General features: G+C 63.1%; 18 protein-coding genes and 1 pseudogene. 9 read left to right on the forward strand and 10 right to left on the reverse strand.

The genetic code is table 11. From position 1 onward, the window contains the following. The first annotated feature begins 3 nt into the window (after positions 1 to 3). A complete protein-coding gene (locus EB233_RS03225; RefSeq protein WP_064990104.1) occupies positions 4 to 501 on the forward strand; it encodes a MarR family winged helix-turn-helix transcriptional regulator in 498 nt (165 codons plus the stop codon). Positions 502 to 549: 48 nt separating this feature from the next. On the opposite strand, the gene EB233_RS03230 is transcribed toward EB233_RS03225, so the two are convergent. Then, positions 550 to 1,182, reverse strand: coding sequence for a TetR/AcrR family transcriptional regulator (locus tag EB233_RS03230; protein WP_064990103.1), 633 nt, complete (start codon positions 1,180 to 1,182; stop codon positions 550 to 552). Positions 1,183 to 1,284: 102 nt separating this feature from the next. Between EB233_RS03230 and EB233_RS03235 the strand changes: the two genes are divergently transcribed. Then, positions 1,285 to 1,689, forward strand: coding sequence for a VOC family protein (locus EB233_RS03235; protein ID WP_064990102.1), 405 nt, complete (start codon positions 1,285 to 1,287; stop codon positions 1,687 to 1,689). A gap of 188 nt (positions 1,690 to 1,877) precedes the next feature. On the opposite strand, the pseudogene EB233_RS03240 reads toward EB233_RS03235, so the two are convergent. Further along, positions 1,878 to 3,181, reverse strand: a pseudogene (locus EB233_RS03240) (NAD(P)/FAD-dependent oxidoreductase). Positions 3,182 to 3,461: 280 nt separating this feature from the next. Continuing rightward, positions 3,462 to 4,298 (reverse strand): phenylalanine 4-monooxygenase, encoded by an 837-nt coding sequence (gene phhA, locus EB233_RS03245; RefSeq protein WP_064990101.1) that lies wholly within the window; start codon positions 4,296 to 4,298, stop codon positions 3,462 to 3,464. A gap of 137 nt (positions 4,299 to 4,435) precedes the next feature. Here phhA and EB233_RS03250 point away from each other — a divergent pair, with 137 nt between their 5' ends. Together EB233_RS03250 and bchE are read left to right on the forward strand one after the other, a co-directional pair. Further along, a complete protein-coding gene (locus tag EB233_RS03250) occupies positions 4,436 to 4,912 on the forward strand; it encodes an Lrp/AsnC family transcriptional regulator (protein ID WP_064990100.1) in 477 nt (158 codons plus the stop codon). Between the two features lie 107 nt (positions 4,913 to 5,019). Then, entirely contained in the window at positions 5,020 to 6,585 is a 1,566-nt protein-coding gene (bchE, locus tag EB233_RS03255; protein WP_064990099.1) for a magnesium-protoporphyrin IX monomethyl ester anaerobic oxidative cyclase, read from the forward strand. A gap of 7 nt (positions 6,586 to 6,592) precedes the next feature. On the opposite strand, the gene argB is transcribed toward bchE, so the two are convergent. Next, a complete protein-coding gene (gene argB, locus EB233_RS03260) occupies positions 6,593 to 7,486 on the reverse strand; it encodes an acetylglutamate kinase (RefSeq protein WP_027052896.1) in 894 nt (297 codons plus the stop codon). Between the two features lie 160 nt (positions 7,487 to 7,646). Further along, positions 7,647 to 9,146, reverse strand: coding sequence for an amidase (locus EB233_RS03265; RefSeq protein WP_064990098.1), 1,500 nt, complete (start codon positions 9,144 to 9,146; stop codon positions 7,647 to 7,649). A gap of 137 nt (positions 9,147 to 9,283) precedes the next feature. On the opposite strand from EB233_RS03265, the gene EB233_RS03270 reads away from it, so the two are divergent. The 4 genes from EB233_RS03270 (at position 9,284) to msrB (ending at position 12,052) form a co-directional block, all read left to right on the forward strand. Beyond that, positions 9,284 to 9,823 carry a sigma-70 family RNA polymerase sigma factor gene (locus EB233_RS03270; RefSeq protein WP_027052894.1) on the forward strand — a complete coding sequence of 180 codons (540 nt, stop codon included), beginning with the start codon at positions 9,284 to 9,286 and terminating at the stop codon, positions 9,821 to 9,823. Further along, the gene (locus tag EB233_RS03275) at positions 9,820 to 10,542 is read left to right on the forward strand and encodes an anti-sigma factor (protein WP_027052893.1); all 723 of its coding nucleotides are present in this window, start codon (positions 9,820 to 9,822) and stop codon (positions 10,540 to 10,542) included. The genes EB233_RS03270 and EB233_RS03275 overlap by 4 nt, the downstream gene beginning before the upstream one ends. Positions 10,543 to 10,765: 223 nt before the next feature. Continuing rightward, positions 10,766 to 11,323 carry a fasciclin domain-containing protein gene (locus EB233_RS03280; RefSeq protein ID WP_027052892.1) on the forward strand — a complete coding sequence of 186 codons (558 nt, stop codon included), beginning with the start codon at positions 10,766 to 10,768 and terminating at the stop codon, positions 11,321 to 11,323. 225 nt (positions 11,324 to 11,548) lie between these two features. Continuing rightward, positions 11,549 to 12,052 (forward strand): peptide-methionine (R)-S-oxide reductase MsrB, encoded by a 504-nt coding sequence (gene msrB, locus EB233_RS03285; protein ID WP_064990097.1) that lies wholly within the window; start codon positions 11,549 to 11,551, stop codon positions 12,050 to 12,052. 195 nt (positions 12,053 to 12,247) lie between these two features. On the opposite strand, the gene EB233_RS03290 is transcribed toward msrB, so the two are convergent. Together EB233_RS03290 and EB233_RS03295 are read right to left on the reverse strand one after the other, a co-directional pair. Then, positions 12,248 to 13,843, reverse strand: a complete 1,596-nt coding sequence (locus EB233_RS03290; RefSeq protein ID WP_027052890.1) for a DHA2 family efflux MFS transporter permease subunit — start codon at positions 13,841 to 13,843, stop codon at positions 12,248 to 12,250. 73 nt (positions 13,844 to 13,916) lie between these two features. Then, positions 13,917 to 15,107, reverse strand: a complete 1,191-nt coding sequence (locus tag EB233_RS03295; protein ID WP_064990096.1) for an HlyD family secretion protein — start codon at positions 15,105 to 15,107, stop codon at positions 13,917 to 13,919. Between the two features lie 127 nt (positions 15,108 to 15,234). Between EB233_RS03295 and EB233_RS03300 the strand changes: the two genes are divergently transcribed. Next, the gene (locus EB233_RS03300; RefSeq protein ID WP_064990095.1) at positions 15,235 to 15,984 is read left to right on the forward strand and encodes a TetR/AcrR family transcriptional regulator; all 750 of its coding nucleotides are present in this window, start codon (positions 15,235 to 15,237) and stop codon (positions 15,982 to 15,984) included. A 340-nt stretch (positions 15,985 to 16,324) separates the two neighbouring features. Here EB233_RS03300 and yihA read toward each other — a convergent pair whose 3' ends face one another. From yihA to EB233_RS03315, 3 genes are all read right to left on the reverse strand, one after another. Then, a complete protein-coding gene (yihA, locus tag EB233_RS03305) occupies positions 16,325 to 16,906 on the reverse strand; it encodes a ribosome biogenesis GTP-binding protein YihA/YsxC (protein ID WP_425487733.1) in 582 nt (193 codons plus the stop codon). A 74-nt stretch (positions 16,907 to 16,980) separates the two neighbouring features. Continuing rightward, positions 16,981 to 17,619, reverse strand: a complete 639-nt coding sequence (locus EB233_RS03310) for a CatB-related O-acetyltransferase (RefSeq protein WP_064990094.1) — start codon at positions 17,617 to 17,619, stop codon at positions 16,981 to 16,983. Positions 17,620 to 17,739: 120 nt separating this feature from the next. After that, entirely contained in the window at positions 17,740 to 18,054 is a 315-nt protein-coding gene (locus EB233_RS03315; protein ID WP_064990093.1) for a hypothetical protein, read from the reverse strand. Positions 18,055 to 18,198: the final 144 nt, after the last annotated feature.

Raw genomic sequence — 18,198 nt, forward strand, 5'->3', positions numbered from 1 at the left:
TAGATGGTCGAAATAAATTCGTCAAGCAAGAATCGCAACGAAATGACGGTCGCAATCGGCCTTGCCGTCATGCAATGGCAGGACGCAACCCAGGCCTATGACGAGGCAGTGGGGGTGAGGCTCGGGCTGAACATGGCCGAGCGCCATTGCATCGGGCTGCTCCATGGCGGCCCGCAATCGGCCGGCGCGGTCGCGAGCGCGACCGGGCTGACGCCGGCCGCGGTGACGGCGCTGATCGACCGGCTGGAGGCGCGCGGCCTGCTGACCCGCACGCGCAGTCTCGAGGACAGGCGCAAGGTGGTGATCGAGGCGACCGAGGCGACGCGGCAGCTGTCGGCGCGCTATTACGGCGCCATTGCGCAAGAGGGCGAAAAAGTGATCGCCACCTTCAGCGACGCCGAGCTCGCGACCATCTCGCGCTTCGTCAACGCCGCGCTCGACCTGCAGCGCGCCCAGCTCGAGCGGCTGAAGGCCGAAGGGTCTGATCTCGCAAAGCGATAGGGCGGTAGGTGCTCGCGGCGGTCCTGCAAACGTCGGCAAGGAACGGAACTATTTCGGCTGGACCCCGTAGGCGACAAGGAACGCCTCCACCGAAGCATCCGCGTGCCGTTCAAGTTCGGCCTTGGAGCGCGGATTGCTTCCGGTGAACATCGCTTCATTCATGGGAATCCAGAGAAGCATTCCAAACAGATGGCTCGCTGCCAGATGGGCGTCGGTGGTTCGCATCAGGCCTCGATTTGTGAGCTTTTCAAAGCAGGACGCCGTCGAGGCAAGCATGCGCTCAAAGCCTTTTTCGTACCAGCTGCGGCCGAGCTGCGGCATTCGATCCGCGTTGGCGATGATCAGGCGCCGCAACTTCAACAGCTCGTCGTCCATCAGCATCGTTATCAAACGCCGAGCAAGCTGCTGCAGGCCACCCTGCATGAATTTCGCCTCGGAAAGCAGGGTCGTCACGGACTCGATGACATCGTTGACCTGGGTAGCCGTTGATAGAACGACTTCGCCGAAAAGCGTCTCCTTGTCCTTGAAATGCTTGTAGACGGTCTGTTTGGAAGCTCCCGCCCTGGTGGCGATTTCCTCCATGCTGGTTCCATCATAGCCCTTGCCGATAAACGCCGCCGTGGCCGCCTGGATGATCTCGCGATCCTTACGGGCCGATCTGGTCTCGCCGTCGATTTCCATGAGCGCCCCTTGCCAGTACTAGACGGTACCGTTCCCGTGTGGTAGTCACCGTCATAGTACTAGACTGACTAGTACCCGTCAACGAAAGCAGGGCTTGAGCCGATGAACAAAATGATCTTCCTCAATCTACCGGTGCGCGATCTGCAGGCAGCGACCAACTTCTATCTCGCGATCGGGGGCACACTGAATCCGCAGTTCTCGAACGACCAGGCCAGTTCGACCATGTTCTCGGACTCCATCGGGGTCATGTTGCTGACGCACCAGCATTACGGCCAGTTCACGGCGCGGCGGATCGGCGACCCCAAACGTGAAAGCCAGATGCTGATCGCCCTCACCACGGACAGCAAGGACGAGGTCAACGCCATAATCGAGAAGGGCGTGGCGGCAGGCGGCCGCGCTGATCCCAATCCGGCGCAGGATCTCGGCTTCATGTTCAACCGCCACATCGAAGACCCAGACGGCAACGTCTGGGAGTTCCTGTGGATGAACCCCGCCGCCATGCAATAGCGTATCCTGGATGAAGGCGCCTGAAGCGCGTCGCGTTGAAAGGGATCGATGCGACGCGCTTTAGGTTCTCAGAACTGGAGTGCGTCCTTTGACGCCGACAGCATAGAGGGTCGCGACCAGCAGCGTCGCAACAAGCGCACCCGCGGCGTAGCGGGCACACCCTGGATGGGAGAGCACCAGCCTGCCGATCATGCCGTCACCTTGTCCTCGGCGGTCGCGCGGCGTTCCCGCCACCAGTCCTGCGCCTGCAATTTCCAGTAGGTGAGCTGCGCGGCGGCGAGGCCGGCGGCGCCGCCGGCCCAGGTCAGTCCGAACGGTGCGAACTGCCGGTAGCGGTCGGAAACGCCCAAAATGCCTTCCGCGACGATTTTTCCGGCAATCGCCGTGTTGTTGAGGCCATGGCCGCCGAAAGCAGTGCAGTACCAGACACCCGGCTGCAATTCTCCGATCTGGGGCATCAGATGCCGGGCATAGGACATCAGCCCCGACCAGGCCAATTCGGTCTTAAGGCTGGCAAGCTGCGGGTATGTGCCGACCATCTCGCGCCGCAATTCGCGCGCCAGGGCACCGGCGGAAGCGGCGCGCGTGGTGATGCGCCCGCCCCACAGGAGGCGATTGCCGTTTTCGACCAGGCGATAATAGTCACCGGCCCGCCTGTTGTCGCTGACAGCATCGGTGGTCGCGATCGCTTGCGCGATGAGGTGGGGAGCCGCCTCGGAAACCATCACATAGGTCGCGATGGGCAGGACAGCGCGGTAGAGTTGAGCAAAGACCGGGCCGGTATAGCCGCCGGTCGCCAGCACGACATGGGAGGACGCAAGCGTGCCCTGCCCGGTACGCAGTGTCTTCTTCGGCCCCGACAGGTCGCATTGCACGACCTCCGAACTCTCGTGGATTTTGCCACCCAGGCGCTCGATCTCGTCGGCCAGGCAACGCAGATAGTTGAGCGGATGGATGTGAAAAGCGTTCGGGTCGCGCAGGCCCTGGTGATAGCGGGCGGACTTCAGCACCGCGCGGACGTCTTCCCGGCGCAGATACTGAAGCTCATAACCATGGTCGCGTGCCATCTGGTCGGCATAGGCCTTCAGCGCGTCGCCATCGTCATAGCGCAGGACGCTGAGCAATCCGGCGCGCGGCTCGGCGGCCGATATTGCGAGCACCTCGATGGTGTCGCGCACGAATTCGACGCCTTCGATCGACAGCCGGTGCAATCCGCGCGCCGCCTCCTGGCCCACTCGCGCGGCGATGTTGTCGCCGCCGGTGGCGAAGCCGGGCGTGACGAAACCGCCATTCCGGCCGAGGCGCCGAAACCGACGAACTGGGCTTCCAGCACGACGACATGCAATCCGGCGCGCGCCAGTTGCAGCGCCGTCGTCAGGCCGGCCAGTCCGCCGCCGACGATGGCTACCGCACATTGCCCCTCGCCTTGCAGCGGAGGCCTTGTCTTGCGGTCGGTCATGGTGCGTGCGTAGTAGGTGTCCGGATAGGCCATCGGCGACTTTGCGGTGAGGGGCGGTGCATCCACCGGCTGCCGCTGGAGGCAACCGGTGGAATGAACTCACTTGGCGCTGTAGTCGCTGCCGTACCACTTCGTGGTTAGCGCGGCGAGCGTGGCGTGCGTTTTTATCAGTGATGATGCCCGCGACCTTTGCGGACCACTCAGGATCCTTCTTCCCAGCGATGGCGATGAGTGGCTCCCGGAACGCATATTCTCCTTCCAGGATCTTCACGGGGTAGCCGTGGCCGGGACGTTGCGCCGCCATTCAGTCGAGCTAGACCGTCCCCGGGTCGAGCGCCGGCTGGCCCTTGCGGCGGGCGACGATCGCCTCGAAATCAGCGGTCTGAAAGGCATCGCGCAAGGCGTCGAAGGACGGCAGCACGAAATAGGCGCGCTGGAACTTGTCGATCTCGTAGCCGGTGCGCATCACCGTTTCGAGGTCGAAGGCCACATGGTGAGCGTCCTTGCCTTCGACGGCGAACTGCAATTCGGTAAAGGACGACATCAGGCCGGCGCCAAAGGCCTTCAGCGGCTGGCCGGCCTCCTGTATCAGGCCATATTCGGCCGTGTACCAGTAGAGCCGGGTGATCATCTCGTCACCGCCGAGGGCGATGATGTCGCCGGCCTTCTTGCCATACATCTGCATGAAGTCGGCGAACACCGGCTGCGACAGCACCGGCACATGGCCGAAGAAATCGTGGAACATGTCCGGCTCGACAATGTAGTCGAGCTCCTGCCTGGTGCGCAGCCAGTTGGTGACCGGGAAGCGGCGATTGGCGAGATGATCGAAGAAAGGCGCGGCGGGAATGAGACCCGGCACGGCGACGATTTCCCAGCCGGTCAGTTTGCGCAGCCGGGCACTGACGTCGTCGAAATCCGGAATGCGGTCGATGAGGCGGAGTTTTTCGACACCGTCTAGATAGGAATGGTGGGCGAGCTTGCGCGTCAGTTTGGTCTGGCGGTCGCACAAAGTACGCCACACCGCCTGTTCCTCGGCGCTGTAGTCATAGCCCTGCGCCACGGTGAAATCGGCGCGGCAGACCGAATAGTCGCCGCGCAGACCCTGGGCTGCGCAGTCGCGGGCATATTCGGCAACGGTCATCGTCGTCATGGTTTTTCTCCTCGCAAATCACAGGAATGACGTGGGCAAAGGGTAACCGGGCTTGCCGAGGCAATCTGGTTTTTATGGTGGCTCATCGACGATATTCGAGATAATATTCACTCACAATTTACATCGCAGGAGTGAAAATGCCTCAACTCGACGATTTCGAGATCAAAATGCTCGATGTGCTGCAACGTGATGGCCGTAAGCCGGTCTCAGAGCTGGCGCAGGAGATCGGCCTGTCGACGACGCCATGCGCGCGGCGTTTCGAGGCGCTGCAGGACGCCGGCATCATCAAGGGCTTTGCCGCGGTGATCAGCCGCCGCGCCGTCGGCCTGATGGTCGAGGTGTTCATCCAGGTGCGCCTGGTCAGCCACAGCGACGGCTCGCCGGAAAGGTTCATCGCCGCCGTGCAGCGGATGGACGAGGTGTCGTCGTGCTGGACGATGACCGGCGACCACGATTTCCTGCTCCATGTCATGGTGCCGTCGGTCGACGAACTCAACGCCTTCGTCATGCACCGGCTGATGCGGCTCGATGGCGTGCGCGACGTCCACACGCAGCTGGTGCTGCAAAACATCAAGGGACCCGGCCACGTGCCGCTCGCGCATCTCAGGAAGTAACGCCCACCGTTACTGCGGAAAAGCTGCACGCAAACTGCTGAAGCGGGCCAATCGGGCGTCCACATCGCCGACCAGGATGCGCGGACCATCTCTCCTGGAGGTCCGCCATGAAAATCGTCCTGATCAATCCGCCGCATACCGCCATCGGCAGCCGGGTGCCGGACGATCATCTGCCGCCGTTTGGCCTCTTGGCGATCGGCGGCCCGCTGATCGATGCCGGTCATGACGTGCGGCTTGTCGATGCCGAGTTCGGCCCGATGCCGCTCGACAAGGTGATGCGCGACGCATTGGAGGGCTTTCCGGACTTCGTCCTGATCGGCCATTCCGGCTCGACCTCGGCGCACCCGACCGCCTTGCTGATCGCGGCAATGATCAAGCAGCGCCAACCGGCGACGACAATCATCTATGGCGGCGTTTTTCCGACCTATCACTGGCGCGATATCCTCGGCGCGACCGACGTCTTCGACTTCATCGTGCGCGGCGAGGGTGAGGCGACCGTGGTGGCGCTGGTCGAGGCGCTGGAGATGCACCAGGCGCCGGCAAGCGTCGCCGGCATCGCGTTTCGCGACGATCTGCGCCGGCCCTTCGCGACGCAGCCGGCGATGACCATTGCCGAGCTCGACGCTTATCGCGTCGGCTGGGAGCTGATTGATCACCGGCGCTACAGCTATTGGGGCGGCAAGCGCGCGGTGGTGATGCAGTTTTCGCGCGGCTGTCCGCATCTGTGCAACTATTGCGGCCAGCGCGGTTTCTGGACCCGCTGGCGGCATCGCGATCCGGTGAAATTCGCCAAGGAGATCGCCTGGCTGCACCGGGAACATGGCGTCGAGCTGATCAACCTCGCCGACGAAAATCCGACGGTTTCGAAGAAGGCCTGGCGCGCCTTTCTCGATGCCATGATTGCGCAGAACGTGCCGGTGCTGATCGTCGGCTCGACCCGCGCCGACGACATCGTGCGCGATGCCGACATCCTGCATCTCTACCGCAAGGCCGGTGTCATCCGCTGGCTGCTCGGCATGGAGAACACCGACGAACAGACGCTGCAATTGATCCGCAAGGGCGGCAGCACCTCATCCGACCGCGAGGCGATAAGGCTGCTGCGAAAACACGGCATATTGTCGATGGCGACCTGGGTGGCCGGCTTCGAGGATGAGGGACTTCGCGACCTGTGGCGCGGCTTTCGCCAGCTCATCGCCTACGATCCCGACCAGATCCAGGCGCTCTATGTGACGCCGCATCGCTGGACGCCGTTCTTCCGGATCGCCAAGGACCGCAAGGTGATCCAGCAGGACGCGCGGCTGTGGGACTACAAGCACCAGGTGATGCACATGACGCGGCTGAAGCCGTGGATGCTGTTCATTTGCGTCAAGCTGATCGAGGTCGCGGTACAGTCGCGGCCGAAAGCGCTGGCGCGCATCCTGCTCCACCCCGATCCCGAGCAGCGGCATTCGATGCGCTGGTACACCAAAATGGGCCGCCGCGTCTGGTTCCGCGAGGTCTGGGGCTTTCTCACCCGCGACGGCAGGGTGAAGGACGGCCCGACGCTTGCCGAATTCTGGGGTGCGCCGCAGGACGCCGAGGAGGAGTCCATGACTGGCCGGCGCACGACGGCAAAACCGGCGCTTTCCCCTGCCACAAATCGTGGGCTGCCGGACGAAAGATTAGCCGGCTGATATTTTTCTAGGGCACGATCAGCGTGCCGGCGCCGTGTTCGGTAAACAGCTCGAGCAGCACCGAATGCGGCGTCTTGCCGTTGAGGATGACGACGCCTTCGACACCGCGCTCGATCGCCTCGATGCAGGTCTCGACCTTGGGGATCATGCCGCCCGAAACGGTGCCGTCCTTGATCAGCGCCTTGGCCTCGGCAACGGTCAGCTCGTCGATCAGCTTCTTGTTCTTGTCGAGCACACCCGGCACGTCGGTCAGGAACAGCAGGCGCGAGGCCTTGCAGGCGCCGGCGATGGCGCCGGCGAAGGTGTCGGCGTTGATGTTGTAGGTGTGACCGTCGCGGCCGGGGGCCACCGGCGCCAGCACCGGGATCATTTCGGAGCGCGCCAGAAGGTCGAGCAGCGTGCGGTCGACTTCGACCGGCTCGCCGACGAAGCCGAGATCGAGCACCCGCTCGATGTTGGAGTCCGGGTCGATCATGGTCTTGCGCGCCTTTTCGGCGAAAACCATGTTGCCGTCCTTGCCGCACAGGCCGATCGCCCATTCGCCCTCGGCGTTGATCAGCGCGACGATCTCCTTGTTGATCGAGCCGGCCAGCACCATCTCGACGATCTCGACCGTCTTCTGGTCGGTGACGCGCAGGCCGCCCTCGAATTTGGATTCGATGCCCATCTTGGCCAGCATGGCGCCGATCTGTGGCCCGCCGCCATGGACGACGATCGGGTTGACGCCGGATTGCTTGAGCAGCGCGATGTCGCGGGCGAAAGCCTTGCCAAGCTCGATATCGCCCATGGCGTGGCCACCATATTTCACCACGACCGTCTTGTGTTCGTAGCGCTGCATGTAGGGCAGCGCCCGCGACAGCAGGGCGGCCTGCATTTCGGCGGTGGCGGCGATGTCCGTCATCGGCTTGGTTCCCTGGCTCTTTGTTTCATGCATGTCGTTGGCCCAAAACCGCGGAGCACTTTTTGGGCGACATGCCCTAGTAAAGACGGCGGCGTCTTAGCGGGAATTGGCGCGGGGGGCAAATGGCATTGCTGTCATATTCGAACGTCTCACGGCCTCGTCATCGCGACGGCACCATCAAGGGCGCCCTGCGGCCGAGCCACCCCGAAATCTTCTCCATCTGCGCGGCGAAGGACAAAAGCGTCTCCTCGTCGCCTGGGCGGCCGGCGGCCTGGATGCCGAGCGGCAGGCCGGCCTCGGTGACGTGGACGGGCAACGCGATCGACGGCTGGCCGCTGACATTTTGGATCGCCGGCCAATGGGTGAAGAAAAGGCTCTTGTCCATCAACTGTCCGAACAGCGGCTTGAGCTTGAGCAAGGGCGTCAGATGAAGCTTGTCGAGCAGGTTTTCGATCAGCTCGTCGGCGCCTTTCGGATCCATGGCGCCGCAGGCGAGCGGCGGGTGCGCAATGACGGGCATCAGCACTGCATCATACCGCGCGGTTTCCTCGATCAACCGCCGCGAGGCGGCATGCAGCCGCTGCAGGCCGGCATAGACCTCGCCAGCCGAGACCATTTCGCCCAGCCGGCCGAGCACACGCGTGGCACGTTCGATGTCGCCGGTGACGGAACGGCCGACACGCAGCGCTTCGGCCCGCAGCGTGCCGGCAACGGCGGAAGCAACCGTCCTGCAGAAGTCGGCGAAGAAATCGCGGCCGATGAAGGGCAGGTCGATGTCCTCGACGGCATGGCCGCCCTCGCGCGCCAGTGCCACCGCAATGTCCAGCGCTTTCATCGTCTCGGCAGAGATCGGCAGGCCAAGCGGCGACTTGCGGTACACCGCGAGGCTGAGCTTTCCGGGATCGCGCGCGGCGGCGGCAGTGAACCTGCCTCTCGGCGGCAGCGCGGCATAGGGCGACAAGGCATCGGGGCCGTGGGTGAGATCGAGCAGCAGCGCGCAATCGCGCACCGAGCGGGTGACGGCATGGTCGACCACCATGCCGTACCAGCTTTCGCTGACCAGCGGTGTCAGCGGGACGCGGCCGCGCGAGGTTTTCAGGCCGACCAGCCCGGTGCAGGCGGACGGCACGCGGATCGAACCGCCGCCATCCGAGGCATGCGCCACCGGCACGACGCCGGCAGCGACAAGGGCCGCCGCACCGCCCGACGAGCCGCCGCTGGTGTGGCCGGTGTTCCAGGGGTTGCGGGTGATGCCGAAGACTTTCGATTCAGTCATCAGCCGCAGCCCATGTTCCGGTGATGTCGAGGTGACGATCGGGATCAGCCCGGCGGCGAGGTAACGCTCGGTCATCACCGAATTGATTTGGGGCACCGAGGCGGGAATGCGGCTGCCGCCATGCGAGGGCACGCCCTTGATGGCGATGGCAAGGTCCTTGATGGCAAAAGGCACGCCAGCCAGCGGCAGCGAGCGGTCGATGCCCTTCGCCCTGGCCCGCGCCGCCTCATAGAGCGGCTCGGCCGTGGCATTGATTTCGGGCCTTGTGGCCTCGGCGCGCGCGATCGCCGCGTCGGTCAGCTCGGTCGCGGAAAGCTCGCCCTTGCGCACCAGGCCGGCAAGGCCGGTCGCGTCCTCTTCCCACAGAATCCGTTCGACCGACATCAGCGCGCCTCCATTCCCGCCAAGCTAGTCAGCAGCGTTTTTGTTGGCAATCAAAGCTTGGGCAGGGCAGCGGAACTTTAGGTGCATGGAATATTTACGGCGTTGCAAATGCAACGCAATCCCCTAGTTTGGCACGCATGACGCCACAGGACATCACCAAGCTGATCGTCCGGACTTCGATGAAGGATCGGGCCGCGTTCGATCTGCTCTACCGGCAGACCAGCGCGAAACTTTTTGGCGTCTGCCTTCGTGTATTGAATGACCGGGGAGAAGCGGAAGAAGCGCTACAAGAGGTCTTCGTCAAGATATGGATGAAGGCGGATCGTTTTGCTGTTTCCGATCTCAGTCCGATTTCCTGGCTGGTGGCGATCGCGCGAAACCATTCGATCGATCGCATAAGGGCGCGGCGCAAGCCTGCCGCCGATATCGATGCCGCGCTCGACGTGGCCGATCCGGCACCAGGACCTGAAGCGATGGTGGTGGCGGGCGACGAGTCCGAACGCATTCATCATTGCCTCGATGAGCTGGAGAAAGACCGGGCGGCGGCCGTCCGGGGCGCTTATCTCAAGGGCGAAAGCTATGCCGAGCTGGCGGAACGCCACGGCGTGCCGTTGAACACGATGCGTACCTGGCTGCGCCGCAGCTTGATGAAACTCAGAGAATGTCTGGAAAGATGACGCTGGCAGAGGACAATGGACCGGAACGTGGGGGCGACGACATGTTCGCCGCCGAATACGTTCTAGGCGTTCTGCCGGCGGAAGAGCGGCAGATCGCGGCCAGGCGCATTGACACCGACACCGACTTCGCGCGCCTTGTCGATGGTTGGGAGATCCATCTCTCGCCGCTGGCCGCCGCCTATCCGGAAATCGAGCCGCCGGCCGCGGTGAAGCCGGCGATCGACCGCAGGCTGTTTGCATCGACCGCGACCACCTCGGCCGAGGCGCCAGCTGGCCTGTGGTCCAGCCTCGCCTTCTGGCGCGGCCTCGCCGCGGCAGCGGTCGCGGCACTGGCGATCTACATTGCCGTGCCCTACCTCAATCCTCCAGCCGTACAGCCGCAGGCTCGGCTTGTCGCGTCGCTGGCCGCCGACGGCAGCGACGTCAAATACCTCGCCGTCTATGACGCCGCGCATCATGAAGTGGGCCTGTCTCACGTCTCCGGTGAACGCGCCGCCGGCAAGGACTTCGAGCTGTGGATGATCGAAGGCAAGAACGCGCCGGTGTCGATGGGCGTCATCCCGGCCGGAGCGACGGCCCACATCGTCGTCTCGCCCGCGGCGCAGCAGAAGCTCGCGCAAGGCGCGGTGCTGGCCGTCAGCCTGGAGCCTGCGGGCGGCTCGCCGACCGGACAGCCGACCGGACCGGTGGTTGCCGCGGGTGATCTGAAGAGCATCTGATCTTCTCCTCGCAGCCAAGCTTTTTCCCGTATAGTTCAAATCTATCTTATGTATCACGCGCCCAGGACACCGCGTGAGTCGGCTAAACGTTGCACGCGATAAATCTCTTCGGCCGGGTGAATAAATTAAAAATCCAAAAATATTCTGAAACTCACGCATTCGTGTTCCGTATCTCCTCGCGTTCCCAAGAATGGGAAGAGAAAAACCCGAGGAGTTCGACATCATGCGTAAATACGCCACCCTTTTGCTCGCCGGTACGATCGCCATTTCCGCGCTTGCCACCGCTGCCTATGCTGAAAATCCGATGGTCGGCGGTGCCGCCATGTATGCCAACAAGAATATCGTCGAAAATGCCGTCAATTCGAAGGATCACACGACCCTCGTAGCCGCCGTCAAGGCTGCCGGCCTTGTCGAGACCCTGCAGGGCGCCGGTCCTTTCACCGTGTTCGCCCCGACCAACGAGGCCTTCGCGGCACTGCCGGCCGGCACGGTCGACACGCTGCTCAAGCCCGAGAACAAGGACAAGCTCGTCAAGATCCTGACCTGCCATGTCATCGGCGCCAAGGCGATGGCGGCGGACGTGGCCTCGATGGCCAAGGCCGACGGCGGCACGCACAAGGTCAAGACCGTCGGCGGCTGCGAGCTGTCGCTGAAGGCCGAGGGCGGCAAGGTCACCGTCACCGACGAGAACGGCAATGTCGCCAATGTGACGATTGCCGATGTCGAACAGTCCAACGGCGTCATCCACGTCATCGACAAGGTTCTGTTGCCGAAGATGTGATCGGCCCGAAACTGTAACAAAGGGCTTGCCGCGACGTACTTGCAGCAAGAGCCCTCCGTCGATCGCGTCATCCCGCTCCCGTGATCCGCAATCGACACGCGTGCTCCGCGCCGCCCACGGTCAAACGTGGAACGGCGCGGAGTTGCGTTCGAGGGTGAGCGTCACCGCTTTTTATTTCCGTGTGGCGCAATAGTTTGGCAAAACAGACGACAGGAGGAACTGGTCATGAACCGTCGGGACTTTCTTTTGAGTGGAGCCGCCGCCATTGGCGTCATCGGCGCCGCGGCGACCCTGCTGCGCATCGGCGACCCGCAGACCGCGCAGGCGGCCGAAAAATTCGAGGTCACCAAGACCGACGACGAGTGGAAAGCCATCCTATCGCCGGCCGCCTTCGACGTGCTGCGCAAGGAAGGCACGGAATATCCCGGCACCAGCCCGCTGCTCAACGAGCACCGCAAGGGCATTTTCGCCTGCGCCGGCTGTGACCTGCCGGTCTATCCCTCGGAGACGAAATTCGATTCCGGCACCGGCTGGCCGAGCTTCTGGCAGGAGATCGCCAATGGCATCGGCAAGACCGAGGACAGGTCGCTCGGCATGACCCGCACCGAAGTGCATTGCCGCCGCTGCGGCGGCCATCTCGGCCATGTCTTCGACGATGGTCCGGCGCCGACCGGCCTGCGCCATTGCATCAACGGCGTGGCGCTGACCTTCAAGCCCGCCACGGCCTGAACAGGCCATACATGCAAAAAACTCCGGGTCTTGCGGCCCGGAGTTTTTTTGCGCGGTCTAGGCTTTCGGGCGTGGACTGGAGGAGCTTCCCGAAACCGCTGCCCGCGAATGGTAGTTCTGTTTTGACGCAATTCCCAAGGGCAAGCGCTACGCGCTTGTCCCGGAAAAACCGATTCACGCTTGTCCTGGAATTGCTCAGTGCCCGCCGCCGCCTCCACCCCCCGGCGCGGCCGGCTTGTTAATGAGCATGGTGAACAGGCCGAGTGTCGCGAACAGCACCGTCAGCATGTAGAACACGTCCATGAAGGACAGCAGCGCCGCCTGCTGCTGGACCATGCCCGACAGCTTGGAGATCGCCGCGCTGGCCGCGTCGAGGCCGGTGGTCTGCTCGAAGTTGAGTGTCATGTTCTGCAGCTTGGTCTGCGCGGCGGCACTGCCCCACTGCACATGCTCGGCGAGCCTTGCGTAATGGAAGGCGTTGCGGTCGATCAGCACGGTGTTGATGAGGGCAAGGCCGACCGCACCGCCGAGGTTGCGGGTGAGGTTGAACAGGCCGGAAGCGTTCTTCAACCGGTCGGGCGGCAAGGTGCCGAGCGCGATGTTGTTGATCGGCACCATGCAAAGCATCATCGAACAGCCGCGCAGGATCTGCGGGATCAGCAGCTCGTAGAAATCCCAATCGGCGGTCAGGTGCGTCATCCACCAGGTGCCGGTGGCGAAGCCGAAGAAGCCGATCATCATCATCAGCCGCAAATCCATCTTGCTCGACAGGAAGCCGGAAATCGGCGCGGTGACGAACATCGCCAGGCCGCTGACGAACAGCGCCTCGCCGATCATCATCGAATCGTAGCCGCGGATGCGGCCGAGAAAGACCGGATAGAGATAGGTCAGGCCGTAGAGGCCGATGCCGATGACAAAGGAAAACAGCGAGCCGAAAGCGAAGTTGATGTTGCTGAAGGCCCGGAGGTCGACGATCGGTTCCTCGGCGGTGAAGACACGCCAGAAGAAGACCAGCGCGCCGACGGTCATGACGATGGCGCAAATGAACACCCCCTGGTCCTGCAGCCAGTCATTGTTCGGACCTTCCTCCAGCACATACTCCATGCAGCCGAGGAAGGCCGCCATGCCGGCGAGGCCCCACCAGTCGAACTTGTTGAACAGCTTGAGGTTCGGCTTGTCGAAATCGATCAGCGACCAGGCGGCGGTCGCCACCAGGATGCCGGGCACGACATTGACCAGGAACAGCCAATGCCATGAAAAGGCGTGGCTGATATAGCCGCCGACGGTCGGGCCGATGGTCGGCGCCAGCGTCGCCACCAGGCCGATCATCGGCGAGACGATGGCGCGACGCGAAGGAGGGAAGATGGTGAAGGCCGCGGCGAAGACGCTCGGGATCATACCGCCGCCGATGAAACCTTGCACGGCGCGGTAGACGATCATCTGGTCGATGTTGGTGGCGGTCGCGGCAAGGGCGCTGGCCGCGGTGAAGCCGGCAGCGGCAATCGTGAACAGCACGCGCGTCGACAGCATGCGGCTTAGGAAGCCCGACAGCGGGATCATGACCACCTCGGCGATCAGATAGGCCGTCTGCACCCACGGAATTTCATCGGAGCTGGCGCTCAAGCCCGCCTGGATCTCGGACAGCGAGGCCGAGACGATCTGGATGTCGAGGATCGCCATGAACATGCCGAAGACCATCGCCAGGAAGGCAATGATGCGGCGTGTGGAAATGGTGTCGGGGACAGCCGGCATTGCCGGCGGCGCTCCTGCGGTGATGGTTGCGGTTGCCATTGCATGGGCCTCCTTGAGGCAGGCCGGGCGGCTCGGTGCTCAATCAGCCACCGGGCCGCCCTCCGAAAAGCGCTTAGTTGGTCGTGGCGGCAGGTGCGGTGCGGCTGTCGACGTTGACGACAACGCTCAAGCCCGCGCGCAGCTTGCCGGTCTTCAAGGCATCAGCCGGAACATCGATGCGGACCGGGACACGCTGCACCACCTTGGTGAAGTTGCCGGTGGCATTTTCCGGCGGCAACAGCGAAAACACCGCGCCCGAAGCCGGAGCGAGTGACGAGACGGTTCCCTGGATAGGCTGGCCGTCGATGGCGTCGACCGAGATGTTGACCTTTTCGCCGGGAACCAGCCGGGCGAGCTGCGTCTCCTTGAAGTTGGCGACGATGTAGAGCTTGTCCATCGGCACGACGACGGCGAGCTTCTGGCCGGGGCTGACGAGGTCGCCCTGCTCGACGGAGCGGTTGCCGACGACGCCGTCATAAGGCGCCTTGAGCACGGTGAAGGACAGGTCGCGGGCGGCCTTGTCGCGGTTCAGCTGCAAGGAGGCGAGCGTGCTCGCCGACTCGGCGCGCTGCGCCTCGAGCACGCCGATATTGGCCTGCGCCGCGGCGATCTGAGCGTCGGCGCCAACCAGCGCGGCATTGGCCTGGTCGAGCGCGGTCTGGGCATCATCCAGCTGCGCCTGCGTGCCGACATGCGTCTTGAGCAGTTGCGCGGCGCGCTGCTGGGCCCGACCGGCATTGTCGGCGGCGGCCTGGTCGGCCACCTTCTGCGCCTGGGCCTGCTGCAGGGAAGCCTGTGCGGCCTTGGTCTGCGCGTCGATGCGGTCGAGGGTCTTGGCCAGCGTCGCGATCTGCGCCTCGGCCTGGGCGACAGCTATTCTGTAGTCGCCATCGTCGATCGTCAGCAGCGGGTCGCCGGCCTTGACCATCTGGTTCTCGTTCACCTTGACCTGGTCGACATAGCCGGAAATCTTGGGCGAGACGAACGCCATGTCGGCCTGGACATAAGCGTCGTCGGTCGAGATCATGAAACGGCCCGTGGTCCAGTAGTCGTAGCCGTACCAGGCGCCGCCGCCGAGCAGGGCAAGACCGATGATCGGCAGCAGGAAGGAACGCGCCGAGCGCTTCTTCTTGGCCGGAGCTTCAGCCGCGGGCGGCGGTGCGACGACCGGCCGGACGGGGATTTCCGGGGCTTCCGTCGCCGGAGCGACCTTGGCATTTGGGAAAGGGCGGACTTCGGCGGTATTGGGCGCGTTCGAGGACATGACATCTCTCTAAAGTAATAATACTGAACCGTTCGGTTCGATCCGGCCGTTGACATAGCGCGAAAAGAGGACCATATCAAGAGGCAATCGAACCGGTTGGTTCGAATTATTTTCGAGGTGTCACCCCATGGCCGAAACCTTACCCAATGCCAAAACCTCAGCCAATCTCGACAAGGAGCAGTGCGACCTGCTTGAGAGCTTGCGCCGCGGACGCCCGGCGGCCGGACAGGATCCGGTCAAGCGTAGCCAGATCATAGACGGCGCCCGCCGGGTCTTCATAGACAAGGGCTTCGAGGCGGCTTCGATGAACGACATCACGCGCGAAGCCGGTGTCTCCAAGGGCACCATCTATGTCTATTTCGCCAACAAGGAAGAGCTGTTCGAGGCGCTGATCGAGGAAGAGCGCGGCACCATCTTCAAGAACATGTTCGAGATGCTCGACCGCGCGGACGATTTGCGCCAGACGCTGGTGAAGTACGGCAAGGCGCTGTCCATGAAGATCACCTCGGCCAGGGTCGTCCAGGCGCAGCGCACGGTGATCGGCGCCTCCGACAGAATACCGGACATGGGCGCGCGGTTTTACGAACGCGGCCCCAAACGCGGCCATGACAAGGTCATGGAATTCCTCAATGCCGCCATCGAACGCGGCATGCTCAAGATCGACGATGTCGATCTTGCTGCCTATCAGTTCACCGAACTTTGCCTGGCCGGCCTGTTTCGCCAATGCATCTTCGCTTACCGCACCAAGGCCCCGAGCCAGGAAGAAATCGATCACATCGTCAGATCGGGCGTCGATATCTTCCTGAAGGCCTACGGCACCGAAAGGCTGGCCGAGGAAGAACGCCACCAGATGATTGCCCTGGAGGCAAAGGTCTAACTTTGTTTCGCGCGATTCCCGACGGAAGTTCCAAAGGGGGCTTGCGTTGACCGCGTCCGTTGGCGGATTAGCGGAAAACATCAATCGCTTCGTCATCCTGGGGCGAAGCAAGGAGCGCAGCGACGCGGCGCAGACCCCAGGATCCATGCCACGACTTCAAGGCCGCTGCCGCGGTCCAGAATTCTGCTCCGCTGCACCCTTCGACCGAGATTACGGCATGGATCCTCGGGTCTCCGCGACGGAGCTTCGCTCCTGCTCTGCCCGTGGATGACGAAGTCGGGGAGGCTTCGGCCAATCCCGAATGTCAGCGACGCTCCACCGAAAGACTCTGGCCGCGCTACTAACCGCCATTGGCGGCAAGCACGATCGCCGCCTGCAGTTCTTCGAGGCCCTCGGTCTTTTCCGATGACGTCGCCAACACGAACGGAAACGCAGCCGGACGCTTCTTGATCTTTTGCAGCGTCTCCTCAATCAGCCGCGGCACGCCGGCGACCTTGATCTTGTCGGTCTTGGTCAGCACGATCTGGTAGGACACCGCCGCCTTGTCGAGCAGCGACAGCACCTCGTCGTCCTTGGCCTTGATGCCGTGACGGGCGTCGATCAGCACGTAGACCCGCTTCAGCGTGACGCGGCCCTTGAGATAGTCGAAGACCAGCTTGGTCCAGTCGTCGACCTTTTCCTTGGGCGCGCTGGCATAGCCGTAGCCCGGCATGTCGACCAGCGCCATCGGCGGCAGGTCGGCGCCCTCGCCCGAAAATCCGCCCGGCACGAAATAGTTGAGTTCCTGCGTGCGGCCCGGCGTGTTGGAGGTGCGCGCCAGCCCCTTCTGGTTGACCAGCGCGTTGATCAGCGACGACTTGCCGACATTGGAGCGGCCGGCAAAGGCGATCTCCGGCGGCCCTTCCGGCGGCAGGAATTTCATGGCCGGCACGCCGCGGATGAATATCCACTCGCGCGTAAACAGATCCGTGCCGATCGTCGTGCTGTTTTGAGCGCTCAAGCTGCTGCCTCCAGAAGAGAGATATCGGCGCCCCTGATGGCATCGAGATTGCGGCCGATCTTGTCCACCGGCCAGTCCCACCATGCCAATGCCAGCAGCCGATTGATCGTCCTGTCGTCGAAACGCATCTTCACCATTTTAGCCGCGTTGCCGGCAACGATTGCATAGGGCGGCACATCGTGCGTCACCACCGATTTGGCGGCGACGATGGCGCCATGGCCGATTTCCACACCGGGCAGGATCACCGCCTCCATGCCGATCCAGACATCGCTGCCGACCACCGTGTCGCCGCGCACTTCTTTCGACCATGTCGACGGGTCGAAGCCCTGTTCCCAGCCATGGCCGAAGATGTTGAACGGATAGGTCGAAAAACCGGACATGGCGTGGTTGGCGCCGTTCATGATGAAGCGCGTGCCTTCGGCGATGGCGCAGAACCTGCCGATGATCAGCTTGTCGCCGATGAAGGGATAGTGGTGCAGCACGCACTTTTCGGCGAATTTGTCCGGCCCGTCCGGGTCGTCATAATAGGTAAAGTCGCCGACCTCGATGTTCGGCGCGGTCACCAATGGCTTCAGGAAGCCGACGCGCGTGTGCATCGGGATCGGGTGCTTTATGCCAGGGTTGGGTCCGTCCATGTCGTTTCGTCCGGGAATGGCAGACAGGCGCATCCGGAACCGAAGGCGCCTGGTCAAAATAACGTGATCCGCCCTATAGCACCAATCGACTGAAGAGCGAGCCTTCCGTTGCGGACAAGCTCACTTGTTGCCGCGACAGATTACGATCGGATCGGACAGCGCGCTGTCGAAACCGCTGCCCTGGTAGACCGTGACATTTGACGCTCCGGGCGGCAGCAGGAAGGAGCCTTCGACAATTTTCTGATCGCCCGCCGTGGTGTGCAGAGCCCAGCTAAACGTGCAGAATTGCGGCGGCGCCTTGGGTTCGACGTGGCTGCAATTCAATTGCGCACCGCCCAGCACGGCGGCGCCGCCGCAACTGAACGCTTGCTTCGCAACCGCCACACCGGGGCAGCCCAGGAGAGCCGCGACCGCTGCGATCTTGATCCAGTTCATTCGTCAAATCCTTGCCGGCGAATTCCCACCGCCAAGCGCCTAGTCGCTGTCGTGGCCCATGCAATTTTTCTTTTTCGCGGCTTAGCCCGTCTTGCGCGAGCCGTCCAGCAGGATTATGTGCATGATGATAATAAGCATGCTCAC

Origin of the sequence: Mesorhizobium erdmanii (assembly GCF_013170725.1) — a bacterium.
In the GTDB taxonomy this organism is placed as follows: Bacteria; Pseudomonadota; Alphaproteobacteria; order Rhizobiales; family Rhizobiaceae; genus Mesorhizobium; species Mesorhizobium erdmanii.